A 12,516-nucleotide genomic window follows, 5' to 3' on the forward strand; every position below is an offset into this window, starting at 1 on the left:
GGCCCCCGCTAGGCTGACGCGCCGTCGTCGGCGGGACCGTCGTGCGCTGCGCGCTCGTCTGCTTCCTGGCCGCCGGCGGCCCGCCCGTCGGCGGTCTTCTTGTCCGCCGCCTTCTGCACCACGGCCTCCAGTTCGTCCGTCGTCAGCAGCTCCCTGTGCAGGTGCTTGGTGCGGTAGCCGGCCCGGCCCACCATGTGCGCGGATACGGGAACGGTGAGGACCTGGAAGATCCACGCCACGAACAGTGCGGGCCACACCCACCAGGTCCGCAGCTGCAGGCCCACCGAGGCCAGCAGCAGGAAGAGGCCCAGCACCTGCGGCTTGGTGGCAGCGTGCATCCTGCTCATCAGGTCGGGGAAGCGCAACAGGCCGATGGCCGCGCCGAGGGACATCACGGCGCCCACCACCATAAAAACGGCAGACACGGCGTCGATGACGGTGTCCACGGCGGATGGTTCAGGATTCATTGGGTTGCTCCCGCCGGTCGGCCACGAAGCGCGCCACAGTCACGGACCCGATGAACCCGATGATGGACAGCGCCACCAGCAGCATCAGGTTGTTCAGGTGCCGGTTCACGGCCATATCGATGCAGAGCGTGGCACCGATGATGGCCAGGAGCACGTCCGAGGCCAGCACCCGGTCCAGCAGCGACGGGCCGATGGCGATCCGGACAATGGCCCCCGCTGCCGCCAGCGACAGGATCACGGCCGTTACGGTCAGGACGACTTCCATCATGCGCCCACCTCCTGTTTCAGTGCGGCCAGTTCTTCACGCGTGCCCATGATCCGGATCAGTGCCGCCTCGGCATCCCGGACTTCCTTGCGCAGGTTCACGATGTCCTCCCCGCTCCGCACGTTCAGCCCGTGGATGTAGAGCGTGGACGTGGAGCGGTCCACCTCCACCACTAGTGAGCCTGGAATCAGCGAGATGACGTGGCCGGTGGCAGTGACCATCAGGTCCGAATGGCTGCGGAGCTGGACGGCGACGACGGCGTTGGTCACCTTGGGCCCGCGGGCCACCGCCAGGTACAGCACCTGGAAACTGGCGGCCACCACTTTGCCCAGGAAAACGATGGCGAACGGGACTGCCCGCACGATGCTGAACCGGCCGCCCAGTTCCACCGGCGGCAGGTAGAACAAGCGCGCCACCACCACGGCGATGAGGGCTCCGAACAGGAGGTTCCCGGGGCTGAAGTCCTGCCAGAGCGCACCCCAGACAAACACCAGCCAGACGAGGAGGGGCAGTTCCTGCCGGATTGAGATCCGTCGGCGGTTCACTTCTGGACCTCCGGCTGCTGGCCCTCAGGCTGCGGGCTTTCCGGCTGCGGTTCCGCAGGTTCAGGCTGCGCGACCGGGGGCACCGGAGCGTTTTCGCCCAGCACCGCCTGGATGTAGGAACTCCTGTCCAGCATCTCCACGGCCGACTGGTCCGCCACCCGGAAGAGCGGCCCGGCGAAGACGGTGAGCGCCACGCCGAAGGCGACAAGCCCCAGGGTGGATCCCACCATGGTCCGCGGCAGCAGCGTGACGTTGCGCTTGCCCGCGCGGTCGCCGGTGTCGGAGTCCTCGGGGGCGGCCAGCAGCACGGGGTCGGGGTTCTCGGCGTCCTCGGGCTTGCGCCAGAACGCGCGGTTCCACACCCGGGCGATGGCCAGGAGCGTCAGCAGGCTGGTCAGGACGCCGCCGATCACCAGCGCGTAGGCCAACGGGGTGCCGAGCTGCACACCGGCCTGCAGCAGCCCGAGCTTGCCCAGGAAGCCGGAGAACGGCGGGATTCCGGCCAGGTTCATGGCGGGAATGAAGAACAGCAGGGCCAGGATCGGGGACAGCTTGGCCAGGCCGGCCACACGGTCGATCGAGGAGCTTCCGCCGCGGCGTTCGATCAGGCCGGTGACCAGGAACAGGCTGGTCTGGATAGTGATGTGGTGGGCCACGTAGAACACCGCCGCGCCAAGCCCTGCCACGGAGGACATGGCCAGCCCGAACACCATGTAGCCGATGTGGCTCACCAGGGTGAATGAGAGCAGACGTTTGATGTCGCTCTGGGCCAGGGCACCCAGGATTCCCACCACCATGGTCAGCAAGGCGGCCACCATCAGCGGGGTGTTCAGCGAGTCCCCGGGGAAGAGGAGCGTCTCTGTGCGCACCATCGCGTAGACGCCCACCTTGGTCAGCAGGCCGGCGAACACGGCGGTGACGGGGGCCGGCGCGGTGGGATACGAGTCAGGCAGCCAGAAGGACAGCGGGAAGACAGCCGCCTTGATGCCGAAGGCCACCAGCAGCATCACGTGCAGCAGCGTCCGCGTCCCGGAGTCCAGGTCTGCGAGCTTGATCGCGAGGTCCGCCATGTTGATGGTTCCGGTGGCCCCGTAGATCATGGCTATGGCGATCAGGAACAGGACGGACGACACCACGGAGACCACCACATAGGTCACGCCGGCGCGGATGCGCGGGCCCGTTCCGCCGAGCGTCATCAGCACGTAGCTTGCCGTCAGCAGGATCTCGAAACCCACATAGAGGTTGAAGAGGTCCCCTGACAGGAAGGCGTTGGACACCCCGGCCACCAGGATCAGGTAGGTGGGGTGGAAGATCGACAGCGGGGCGTCCTGGTCGCCGTCGGCCATGCCCTGGCCGGTGGCGTACACCAGCACGGCGAGGCTGACGGTGGACGAGACCACCAGCATCAGCGACGAGAACTGGTCCACCACCATCACGATGCCCCACGGCGGCAGCCAGCCGCCGATGTTGACGGCAGCCGTTCCGCCGTCCCAGACGGAGGCCAGCAGCACACACTCCAGCAGCAGGGTCAGCGAAAGCAGCGTGATGCTGACGGCCCGCTGCGCCCGCGAGTGCCGGATCAGCACGAAGGTCAGGGCGGCGCCGAGGATGGGAAGTACGACGGCGAGCGGGGCAAAGCTTGCGATGTTCACTTCACGCCTCCTTCCGGGCCGGGGGTCACGTTTTGGGAGCCGGGCTGTTCTTCCGCGGCGGCGTCCTTGGCCCGGATCCGGTGGTCGCCCGCCTTCACGGTCGCGCCACCGTCCTCGGTGCCGGAAACGCCAGAGTCGGAAATCCCCCGGCCGTCGGAGCCGATCATGGTCAGCGGAAACTCGGAGGTCTCGACCGGAATCTCGGAGTCGTCCTCGGCATCGAAGCTGGGGGTTTCGGCGACGCGGATGTCTTCGACGTCGTCCTGGATCTCATCGCGGCGGGCCAGCACCCAGGTCCGGTAGATGATGCCCAGCATGAACGCGGTCACGGCAAAGGAGATCACGATCGAGGTCAGGATCAGTGCCTGCGGGAGGGGGTCGTTGTAGTCGCGGGGGTCCGTGTCCTTGCTGAACATGGGCGCCAGGCCGGCATAGCCGCCGGTGGCGAGGATCAGCAGGTTGGTGGCGTTGGCCAAAAGCATCAGGCCCAGCAGCACCCTGGTGAGGCTGCGTTCCATGATCAGGTAGATGCCGCAGGCATAGAGCGCGCCCATGACCGTCAGCAGTGTCAGGTTGACGCTCATGCCTTACCCCTCCCGGTGGTTTCGGCGGGAACGCCTTCGGGTTCCTGCCCTTCGGTCTCGCCGGCCGGGTTTTCTTCAAAATGTTCATCGATTTCGGCACCCAGGCTGCGCAGCACGTCCAGCACCAGTCCCACCACCACGATGTAGACGCCGATGTCGAAAATAGTGGAGGTGACGAACTTGATGTCGCCGAACACCGGCAGCCACAGTTCGATGATGGCGCTCTGGAACACCTGCCCGCCCAGCAGCAGCGGCACCACCCCGGAGGCCGCGGCCGTGGCCAGACCGATGCCCAGGAGCGTTCCCGCGCCCACCGGGGTGGCCTCGCGCAGTTCGAAGCGGCCGCCGGCAAGGTACCGGATGGTCAGGGCTAGTCCGGCCGTCAGCCCGCCGGCGAAGCCGCCGCCGGGCAGGTTGTGGCCGGCCAGCAGCAGGTAGATGGAGAAGACGATCATCGAGTGGAACACCAGGCGCGTCACCACTTCGAAGATGATGGAGCGGCGCTCGGGAGCCATGGTGCGCCCGGCCACCAGCCAGGCATCCCGGGTGGATGCGGCGAATTTGCGGCTCAGCGCCAGTGCCGCACTGTCCCGGGAACTTTGCCCTGCGTGGGACCGGCGGCCCACTGTCCCCTCGGCCACCGAGGACGAGGCGCGGAGTCCGTCGCCGCGTCCCTTCACGAAGATGAGGCTGGCCACGCCGGTGGCGGCCAGCGCCAGCACGGAGATCTCCCCGAAGGTGTCCCACGCCCGGATGTCCACCAGGGTGACGTTGACGATGTTCAGTCCGCCGCCGCCCTCATAGGCCAGCCGCGGGAACTCCAGCGCGACGGGCGTCGCAACCCGGGCACCCATCGCGTAGATGGCCACGAAGATCATGGTGATTCCGAACGCCACCCCGATGATCACGCGGATCACCCGGTACTTGCCGCCGGTGCGGTCGCGGAGCTCGGCCGGCAGGCTGCGCATGGCCAGGACGAACGCCACCAGGATGATGGTTTCCACCAGCATCTGCGTCAGGGCGAGGTCCGGCGCCCCCTGCAGTGCGAACATCAGGGCGATGCCGTAGCCGGTCACGGAGACCATCAGCACCGCGAGGAACCGCTTGTTGGCCCGGACAGCCGCCAGCGCCCCGATCACGATGCCGGCGCCGGCCACCAGCTGCAGCGGCGAATTGGGATCGATAAAGTACAGGCCCTCCGGCAGCGGCTTGCCGGCAATGAGCAGCGCGGTCAGCGGAAGTGCGAAGGCCACGGTGAGGATGACGGAGAGGTAGAAGAACAGCGAACCACGCTGCGTGCGTCCCGTGACCCAGACGGCAACGTCGTCCAGGGCGCCGATCGTCATCTGGTAGGCCCGGTCGCCGTCCACCCACGCCGGCACCCGGCCCTGGGCGCGGGCAACGATGCCGCGGCCGTAGAACATGGCGATGCCGAACGCGAACGTCAGCGCCGTCAGGCCCAGCGCTGGAGTAAGTCCGTGCCACAGTGCAAGGTGATCGGCGGCGCTTGCCGGGTCGCCGCCGTCGTGCACGAACTCCGCAGCGTACGGCTGGATCCACCCGTCCACCGGTGCCGGCCACAGGCCGTAAACGATGGTGAGCAGGCTCAGCAGGGCCGGGGCGGCGAGGAAGGACGGCTTGATGGCCTTGAACGGTGTGGGCTCGATGCCCGGCTTCGAGGCGAAGGCACCCCACATGAACCGCGCACTGTAGGCGAAGGTGAGGATGGAGCCCAGGACCAGCCCTGCCAGGACCACCGGCCCCCAGACGCCGGGCCCGGCGGGATCCGTTGAGGTGCCGTAGTGCACGAAGGCCTCGAACACAGATTCCTTCGCCACGAACCCTGCCAGCGGCGGGATGCCTGCCATTGAGGCGGCACCGATGGCTGCGACAACCGCCAGTGCACGGGAGGACTTGTAGACGCCGGACAGCTTGCGGAGGTCACGGGTGCCGGACTGGTGGTCGATGATGCCCACCACCAGGAACAGGGTGGCTTTGAAAAGTCCGTGGGCCAGGAGCAGGGCCAGCCCGGCCAGCGCGGCGTCCGGCTTGCCGAGGCCCACCACCATGGTGAGGAAGCCCAGCTGGCTGACCGTGCCGTAGGCAAGGATGAGCTTGATGTCGGTCTGCCGGAGCGCGCGGTATCCGCCCACCAGCATGGTGGCCAGGCCCAGCCCCAGCACCATGGGCAGCCAGTAGGCCGTTTCCGCAAACCCCGGCGCCAGGCGCGCCACGAGGTAGACGCCGGCCTTCACCATGGCCGCGGCGTGGAGGTAGGCACTCACCGGAGTGGGCGCCGCCATGGCTCCGGGGAGCCAGAAATGGAACGGGATCAGTGCGGATTTCGTCACGGCACCGATGAGGATAAGCACGACGGCGGCGGCCACGGCTCCCGCTGCCGGCCCGGTGGCCAGCCCGGGAGCCTGTTCCAGGATGGCCGAGATCCGGTAGGTTCCGGCGCTGAAGCCCAGGATGATGAGGCCAACCAGCATGGCCAGGCCGCCCGCCGTGGTGACCATCAGGGCCTGCAGGGCCGAGCGCCTGGCGGAGAGCCTGGTGCGGGCGTAGCCGATCAGCAGGTAGGACAGGACGGTGGTGAGTTCCCAGAAGATGAACATCAGGAGCAGGTCATCGGCCGTGACCAGGCCGAACATCGCCCCGGCAAACGCCAGGAGCTGGGCGCCGAAGCCGCCGAGGTCGCTGTCCTTGTTCTTGAAGTAGCGGGCGCAGTACACCAGCACCAGGGCACCCACGCCGAGCACCAGCAGGGACATGATCCAGGCCAGCGGGTCCATCCGGAACGCGAGCTCGATCTTGAGCTCAGGAATCCAGGGAAGGAGCTCGGTGACGGCGCTGCCCGTGGAGGAGGCTGCCTCCTGGCCGGCCGCGCCCTGGTATACGGCGCCGTGCTGGAAGAGGAGCCAGACGAACGAGCCCGCGGGAACCGCAGCCAGCGCATAGAACGAGTTCCTGCGGAATTTCCTGAAGAGAAACGGCGCCACAGCGGCCACCGCGAAATGCACGGCAAGGACTGTGATCACAGGTATCTCCGCAACGTCAGGATTTCGATTGTCAAAAGTTGGAGCAGGCGGTCATACGTCAGGTTCGGTGCAGACAGTTTATCAAGCGGATGCAAACACTTTTGCCAGCGACCCGACCGCCGGGCAGCGGATTCCCCGTGACGCCGGGGAATTTCCACCGCCCCTTCACTCGCCGTTTAGCTAGGGGCGGATAGCATTCAGCCTATGAACCCCGTCACCGCCTCAGCGGCTACGCACCCCCCGTCCGAGCTGGAGTCCGGAACACTGGCCACCAGCAAGGGCAAGGTCCTCGCCTGGGCCGCCTGGGACTGGGGTTCTGCCGCCTTCAACGCCGTGATGACCACCTTCGTGTTCACGGTGTACCTGACGTCCAAAGCGTTCGGCGGCGAGGACCAGGCCTCGGCCGTGCTGGGCGGTGCCCTGGCGATCGCGGGCGCAGCCATCGCCGTCCTGGCGCCCGTAACCGGCCAGCGTTCGGACACCGGCGGCCGCCGGAAGATGTGGCTGGGACTCAACACGGCCGCCGTCACGGTCCTGACCGGATTGTGCTTCTTTGTCTTTCCGCGGCCGGAATTCCTCCTGCTGGGCGTCACGCTCATCGCCCTCGGAAACGTCTTCTTCGAATTTGCCGGGGTGAACTACAACGCCATGCTGGCGCAGATTTCCACCCCCAGGAACATCGGCAAGGTCAGCGGCTTCGGCTGGGGCATGGGCTACCTGGGCGGCATCGTCGCGCTGCTGATCGTGCTGCAGCTGTTCGTCCAGCCCAGCTTCGCGTGGTTCGGGGCCTCCACCGAGGACAGCCTCAACATCCGCCTCGTTGCCGTGTTCTCAGCCCTCTGGTTCTTCATCTTTGCGCTGCCCGTGCTGTTCGCGGTGCCGGAGCTGCCCCGGCAGCAGCAGGCCGCGAAGCTGGGGTTCCTGGCTTCCTACGGGCTGCTGGTTCGCCGCATCAAGGCGATCTACCGCACCAGTCCCCACACCATCTTCTTCCTCCTCGCCAGCGCCATCTTCCGGGACGGGCTGGCCGCTGTCTTCACGTTCGGCGGGATCATCGCGGCGGGAACTTTCGGCTTCGAACTGAAGGAAGTCATTTTCTTCGCGATCTTCGGCAACATCGTGGCCGCGGTGGGAGCCATGATCGGCGGCTTCCTGGACGACCGCATCGGGCCGAAAGCCGTCATCATCGGTTCGCTCGTCGGACTGCTGATTGCAGGCACCGTCATCCTGGTCCTGGGCAACGGCAGCTATGTCTTCTTCGGGCAGGCCTGGGCAGGCACCACCACCTTCTGGGTGTTCGGGCTCTTCCTCTGCCTCTTCGTGGGTCCGGCCCAGTCCTCCTCGCGCGCCTACCTTGCCCGGCTGGCGCCGCATGGCGAATCCGGGGAGCTCTTCGGCCTCTACGCCACCACCGGCCGGGCAGTCAGCTTCCTGGCGCCGACGCTCTTCACCCTGTGCATCGCCGTGGCCTCGCCGCTCGTGGCGCCGGGGGAAGCCCAGCGCTGGGGCATCCTCGGTATCATGGTGGTGCTGCTGGCGGGGCTGCTGGTGCTGCTGCCGGTCAAGCCGCCGGGGAAGGTGGAAATCGCGGTGGTTCCCGCGGCCTGAGCAGGCAGCGGGGAATTCGCCGTTTCGGCCCTCCAACGCCCTCTGCGCGGACTAGGCTGGTGCCATGAACGTGGATGAGACAGACCTCCCTGGCCTTGGCAGGCGCAAGGATTTCATGACCGCTTCGGGACGCCGGATCGGCGTGGTGGAGTACCGCGAAGGGCAAACCGAACTGATCGTTTCCACCTGGGACGATCCGGACACATGCCAGGCGTCCATTCCCCTGACTGCCGACGAAGCCGCGGCCCTCGGCAACCTGCTGGGCGGGCAGCGGCTGGCGATGCAGCTCTCCGAAGAGCACCGCGAAATCCCCGGGATCGTCACACGCCAGTTCTCCATTGCCGGAGACTCGCCGTTCCATAACCAGCCAATGGGCAAGGCCTGCATCCGCACCCGCAGCGGCGTCTCCATAGTCGCCATCATGCGGGAAGGCGAGGTGGTCCCCTCCCCCGGACCCGACGTCGTCCTTCACCCCGGTGACCTGCTCGTGGCGGTGGGAACGCAAGAAGGCCTAGATACGGCGGCCGATATCCTGCGCAACGGCTGAGCGGCATGGACCCGCTCGCGCTAACCCTCATCGAACTGGGGGCCGTCGTGTTCTGCCTTGGCCTGCTGGCCAGGCTGGCCGGGCGGATCGGGATGTCCCCCATTCCCCTGTACCTGGTGGGCGGGCTGTTTTTCGGGGCCGGCGGCCTGGTCAAACTCGAAGGAATGCAAGAATTCGCACATCTTTCGAGCGAGATCGGCGTCATCCTCCTGCTGCTTATGCTCGGATTGGAATATACGGCGGCGGAGCTGGTCACGGGGCTGCGACGGTCGTGGCAGGCCGGCGTCCTGGACCTCGTGCTGAACTTCATTCCCGGGGCAGCCCTGGCCGTCCTGCTCGGGTGGGGTTTGGTGGGAGCCATGGTGATGGGCGGCGTCACGTACATCTCCTCCTCCGGCATCGCAGCGAAGGTGATCACGGACCTCGGCCGGATCGGTAACCGCGAAACCCCGGTGGTGCTCTCCATCCTGGTCTTCGAGGACCTGGCGATGGCCGTGTACCTGCCCATCCTCACGGCCACCCTCGCCGGAGTCAGCTTCCTGGTGGGACTCCAGACCGTGGGGATTTCACTGGCCGTGGTCACGGTGGTGCTGGTGGTGGCCCTCCGGCACGGACACCATGTGTCCAAGGCAGTGCACAGCGAGAATTCCGAGGTGTTCCTGCTGAACCTCCTCGGCGCCGCGCTCCTGGTTGCCGGCCTCGCCGCTGCCATGCAGGTCTCGGCCGCAGTGGGGGCGTTCATGCTGGGCATCGCCATCTCCGGGGCCACAGCGCACAGCGCAACCCGGATCCTCGAGCCGCTGCGGGACTTGTTCGCCGCCATCTTCTTCGTGGTCTTTGGCCTCAACACCGACCCCACGTCCATCCCGCCGGTTCTGGGCTGGGCTCTGATTCTGGCGGTCCTCACGGCCGGCACCAAGCTGATCACGGGGGTCTGGGCCGCCAAGCGGGCTGGAATTGCCCTGCCGGGCCGTTTCCGCGCAGGGGCCGCACTGATTGCCCGCGGCGAGTTCTCCATCGTCATCGCCGGACTGGCGGTAGCGTCCGGCGTGGTGCCGGACGACCTCGCTGCGCTGGCCACTGCCTACGTACTCATCATGGCCATCATGGGGCCGCTGGCGGCACGCTACGTGGAGCCGGTGGTCAAGATGCTGCGCCGCCCGGCAAAACCCCGCCCGGCCGCCCGCCCCATCTGACGCTCTCTCAGATCCTGCCGCCTTCCCGGCGACGCTCTCTCAGATCTCGGTGCGGTGGAAGTTCAGGTAGCTGCGGCTGGCGGTGGGGCCGCGCTGACCCTGGTAGCGGTTGCCATACTCACCGGAGCCGTAGGGGAATTCCGCGGCCGAGCTCAGCCTGAAGAAGCACAGCTGGCCGATTTTCATGCCTGGCCACAGCTTGATGGGCAGCGTTGCCATGTTGGAAAGCTCCAGCGTGACATGCCCGGAGAACCCGGGATCGATGAACCCTGCCGTGGAGTGCGTCAGCAGCCCCAGCCGGCCCAGCGAAGACTTTCCTTCAAGGCGTGCCGCAATATCGTCCGGCAGCGTGACGGTCTCATAGGTGGAGCCGAGCACGAACTCACCCGGATGGAGGATGAACGGCTCTCCCGCGTCCACTTCCACCAGCCGCGTCAGCTCAGGCTGGTCCTCGGCGGGGTCGATGTGCGCGTACTTGTGGTTGTCGAACAACCGGAAGAACCGGTCAATCCGGACGTCCACGGAGGACGGCTGGACCATCACCGGGTCATACGGGTCCAGGACAATCCGTTGGGAATCAATTTCGGCACGAATATCGCGGTCAGAGATCAGCACACTCAAAAATACCGCATCCATTGCCGCCCCCGTTTTGCAGCGTTACTGTTGCTGCTGTTACGAAATGTCATCGTCGATACAGAATGAGGTTGATGTTGCGGCTGTGACGGTGCACGTCCCCTGAACGGGCGGCACCAAAGGATCTGGGGTTGGCTTGAGGAAAATTTCGGCACGGACACTGGCGGCCATGATCTGCGCTCTGGCTCTCATCCCGCCTGCCGCCGGCCAGCTGGGGGGATCTTCCTCAGGCCCGGAACCCCTCTCCTCCTCCGTGGCCGGCCGTCAAACGCCGGGTCAACAGACACCGAGCGTCGCCCTCGGCCCGCCGTCGTTCGCATACGACGGCGGCACGGGCGCCGCAGGTAGCGCACCGGGCCAGCGGCTCGCCCCCGCCGTGGACCCCAACATCACTCAAGGGAACCAAAAAGCAGGGGACCAAAACGGAGCCGCTGCCGCGTTGGCCGGCACCGGAGGAACTGCGGACGCCGCCGGGACCCTGTCCACCGAAGCCCAGCCGGCCTACCCGGCAGCCGAGGATTCCCCGCCCGAGCCGGCGTCCATCCCGCCGCTGTCCGCCACGGAGTCGGACCTGGCTGCCCTCGCCCAGGCTCCACCGGCCCCCACATCCGCACCCGCGGCAGGCACCGGGGTCCTCCGCACCGAATCCCTCACCACCGAGGCACTCGTCAGGGACGACGCCTCGGCGCAGATTAACGCTGTGTTCAACGCCATCAACAGCTATCGGGCATCGTTCGGCCTGCCCGCCGTGAAGTACCACGCCACCGTGGCCGCGATGGCGCAGGAGTGGTCCGACAGCATCGCCTCACGCGAAGTGATCGAGCACCGTTCAAGCTTCTGGACCGATCCGCGGGCGCTTAGCCCCACCAACGGCGCCGGGGAGGTCATCGCGGTCCGCTGGGACCGCGATGCCGCGCAACTGGTGGAATGGTGGAAGGGCTCACCCGCACACAACGCGATCCTGAAGGACCCGCGGTTCACCGTGATGGGCATCGGCATCACGTTCACGGACGGCAACTGGCAGACCACGCCGAACCGTTACACCATGTGGGGAGTGGTGGACTTTTTCGGATACGGCACACTCCCCGCGGGAACCACCAGCAGCCCGGGCGGCAGCAGTGAAATGCCCGCACAGCCCGCCAGCGTGTGCGATCCGCTGGTGCGGCACATGCCGCCGACGGCGGACCTGACCGCAGCCGCCATCAAGGGTCCCGGTGATTTGGTGTCCGTGAACTCGTCCGGCGACCTCCTGAACCGCCCGTCACTCGGGAACCGGCAATTCGGCGCACAGCAGGTCATCGGCACCGGATATGGCGGCGCCAAGGAGCTCTTTGTCACGGACTGGGAGCGGGACGGCGTCTTCGACCTCCTGGTGCAATGGACCGACGGACGGGTCACCCTGCAGTCCGGGGCCGCTTCGGGCGGATTCCTCCCCGCCGTGACCCTGGGCCAGTCGGGATGGGCCGGAATGACCCTGGCCGTGGGAGGCTGGTGCGCCAACAACCGGCTCCCGCAACTGGTGGCATTGGACGGCTCCGGGAACCTCTGGCTGTACCCCAACCGCGGGAAGGCGGATCTGGTGGAGCGGACGCTGATGGCGTCCGGTGTGTCAGCCACCCCGCTCGCCATGGCGGATTACGACGCCGACGGTTTCCAGGACCTGCTGGCCCGCCAGACGGACGGAAACGTCCGCCTCTACCGCGGCTCCGGCGCGCCGGCACCGCGCGCCGAAACCCGGGCAATCGTGGCTAGCGGATGGTCGGACGTCACAGCCATCCGATCGCTGCGGGATGTCACTGGGCTGAACTCGACGGGATTGGCCCTTCGACGGGCCGGCGACGCGGTGCAGTACTGGGACCTCAGCACCGGAACCCTGGCATCGCCGTCGTCCATCCCGGGCGCCTGGGCGGGTCAGCGCCTCGCGCAGTAGGCCTCGCGCAGTAGGCACCCCGCAATAGCCCCTCGGCGTGCATTTCAG

Annotated in this window: 11 protein-coding genes; 4 read left to right on the forward strand and 7 right to left on the reverse strand. The window is 67.0% G+C overall.

Annotated elements, in window-relative coordinates; all coding sequences use genetic code 11:
* Positions 1-8: 8 nt before the first annotated feature.
* From mnhG to PV761_RS17175, 6 genes are read right to left on the reverse strand one after another with little or no spacing between them, the layout of a single operon-like run.
* On the reverse strand, positions 9-467 hold the full coding sequence (mnhG, locus tag PV761_RS17150) for a monovalent cation/H(+) antiporter subunit G (RefSeq protein WP_347898560.1): 459 nt from the start codon (positions 465-467) through the stop codon (positions 9-11).
* On the reverse strand, positions 457-735 hold the full coding sequence (locus tag PV761_RS17155) for a monovalent cation/H+ antiporter complex subunit F (protein WP_347898562.1): 279 nt from the start codon (positions 733-735) through the stop codon (positions 457-459). The genes mnhG and PV761_RS17155 overlap by 11 nt, the downstream gene beginning before the upstream one ends.
* The gene (locus tag PV761_RS17160) at positions 732-1,277 is read right to left on the reverse strand and encodes a Na+/H+ antiporter subunit E (RefSeq protein ID WP_347898564.1); all 546 of its coding nucleotides are present in this window, start codon (positions 1,275-1,277) and stop codon (positions 732-734) included. The genes PV761_RS17155 and PV761_RS17160 overlap by 4 nt, the downstream gene beginning before the upstream one ends.
* Positions 1,274-2,929: a Na+/H+ antiporter subunit D gene (locus PV761_RS17165; RefSeq protein ID WP_347898566.1), complete on the reverse strand. Its 1,656-nt coding sequence runs from the start codon at positions 2,927-2,929 to the stop codon at positions 1,274-1,276. The genes PV761_RS17160 and PV761_RS17165 overlap by 4 nt, the downstream gene beginning before the upstream one ends.
* Positions 2,926-3,513: a Na(+)/H(+) antiporter subunit C gene (locus tag PV761_RS17170; RefSeq protein ID WP_347898568.1), complete on the reverse strand. Its 588-nt coding sequence runs from the start codon at positions 3,511-3,513 to the stop codon at positions 2,926-2,928. The genes PV761_RS17165 and PV761_RS17170 overlap by 4 nt, the downstream gene beginning before the upstream one ends.
* The gene (locus tag PV761_RS17175) at positions 3,510-6,554 is read right to left on the reverse strand and encodes a Na+/H+ antiporter subunit A (protein WP_347898570.1); all 3,045 of its coding nucleotides are present in this window, start codon (positions 6,552-6,554) and stop codon (positions 3,510-3,512) included. The genes PV761_RS17170 and PV761_RS17175 overlap by 4 nt, the downstream gene beginning before the upstream one ends.
* Before the next feature lie 204 nt (positions 6,555-6,758).
* Here PV761_RS17175 and PV761_RS17180 point away from each other — a divergent pair, with 204 nt between their 5' ends.
* The 3 genes from PV761_RS17180 (at position 6,759) to PV761_RS17190 (ending at position 9,905) form a co-directional block, all read left to right on the forward strand.
* Entirely contained in the window at positions 6,759-8,162 is a 1,404-nt protein-coding gene (locus PV761_RS17180) for an MFS transporter (protein WP_028270967.1), read from the forward strand.
* 64 nt (positions 8,163-8,226) lie between these two features.
* Positions 8,227-8,709 (forward strand): cation:proton antiporter regulatory subunit, encoded by a 483-nt coding sequence (locus PV761_RS17185; protein ID WP_028270968.1) that lies wholly within the window; start codon positions 8,227-8,229, stop codon positions 8,707-8,709.
* Between the two features lie 5 nt (positions 8,710-8,714).
* The gene (locus PV761_RS17190; RefSeq protein WP_347898573.1) at positions 8,715-9,905 is read left to right on the forward strand and encodes a cation:proton antiporter; all 1,191 of its coding nucleotides are present in this window, start codon (positions 8,715-8,717) and stop codon (positions 9,903-9,905) included.
* Between the two features lie 39 nt (positions 9,906-9,944).
* On the opposite strand, the gene dcd is transcribed toward PV761_RS17190, so the two are convergent.
* Positions 9,945-10,520, reverse strand: coding sequence for a dCTP deaminase (gene dcd / locus PV761_RS17195; protein WP_028270970.1), 576 nt, complete (start codon positions 10,518-10,520; stop codon positions 9,945-9,947).
* A 154-nt stretch (positions 10,521-10,674) separates the two neighbouring features.
* Between dcd and PV761_RS17200 the strand changes: the two genes are divergently transcribed.
* On the forward strand, positions 10,675-12,468 hold the full coding sequence (locus PV761_RS17200) for a CAP domain-containing protein (protein WP_347898575.1): 1,794 nt from the start codon (positions 10,675-10,677) through the stop codon (positions 12,466-12,468).
* The last annotated feature ends 48 nt before the right edge of the window (positions 12,469-12,516 follow it).

Origin of the sequence: Arthrobacter sp. CC3, from assembly GCF_039907775.1 — a bacterium.
In the GTDB taxonomy this organism is placed as follows: Bacteria; Actinomycetota; Actinomycetes; order Actinomycetales; family Micrococcaceae; genus Arthrobacter.

Bases quoted from the DNA above. Each gene is read 5' to 3' on its own strand.
- mnhG (WP_347898560.1), bottom strand. From the start codon at position 467: ATGAATCCTGAACCATCCGCCGTGGACACCGTCATCGACGCCGTGTCT.
- PV761_RS17155 (WP_347898562.1), bottom strand. From the start codon at position 735: ATGATGGAAGTCGTCCTGACCGTAACGGCCGTGATCCTGTCGCTGGCG.
- PV761_RS17170 (WP_347898568.1), bottom strand. From the start codon at position 3,513: ATGAGCGTCAACCTGACACTGCTGACGGTCATGGGCGCGCTCTATGCC.
- PV761_RS17180 (WP_028270967.1), top strand. From the start codon at position 6,759: ATGAACCCCGTCACCGCCTCAGCGGCTACGCACCCCCCGTCCGAGCTG.
- PV761_RS17185 (WP_028270968.1), top strand. From the start codon at position 8,227: ATGAACGTGGATGAGACAGACCTCCCTGGCCTTGGCAGGCGCAAGGAT.
- PV761_RS17190 (WP_347898573.1), top strand. From the start codon at position 8,715: ATGGACCCGCTCGCGCTAACCCTCATCGAACTGGGGGCCGTCGTGTTC.